Here is a 580-nt window from a genome sequence, read left to right on the forward strand (position 1 = left end):
GAACCAAGATCGTCTGCACTCTGGGCCCTGCTGTCGGAACTGATGAGAAGGTCCTCGCTCTCGTTGAGGCGGGGATGGATGTCGCGCGCCTGAATTTCAGCCACGGCGAGCACGCCGATCATGCGGTGAATTACAACCGCGTCCGGGCCGCCTCGGATAGGACTGGTCGGGCGGTGGGGATCCTGGCGGATCTGCAGGGTCCGAAGATCCGGTTGGGTCGTTTCGCCGGTGATGGGCGGACGGTGTGGGAGACCGGTGAGACGGTGCGGATCACCGTTGAGGATGTGGTCGGCACGCATGATCGGGTCTCGACCACCTATAAGGAGCTCGCGCAGGATGCCCGCCCGGGTGATCGGTTGTTGGTCGACGATGGCAAGGTCGGCTTGAAGGTCCTCTCGGTGGATGGCGACGATGTGGTCTGCGAGGTCACTGAGGGCGGTCCGGTCTCGAACAACAAGGGTGTTTCGTTGCCCGGGATGAACGTCTCGGTGCCGGCGTTGTCGGAGAAGGACATCGCCGATCTGGAGTTCGCGCTGGAGTTGGGTGTGGATTTCATCGCGCTGTCGTTCGTGCGTGCGCC

Annotated in this window: 1 protein-coding gene; it reads left to right on the forward strand. The window is 63.1% G+C overall.

The genetic code is table 11. The features are described from left to right. A partial coding sequence (locus FK268_RS23500) for a pyruvate kinase (RefSeq protein WP_231707245.1) occupies positions 1-580 on the forward strand: 580 nt, incomplete at both ends.

The organism is Tsukamurella sputi, assembly GCF_007858445.1.
In the GTDB taxonomy this organism is placed as follows: domain Bacteria; phylum Actinomycetota; class Actinomycetes; order Mycobacteriales; family Mycobacteriaceae; genus Tsukamurella; species Tsukamurella sputi.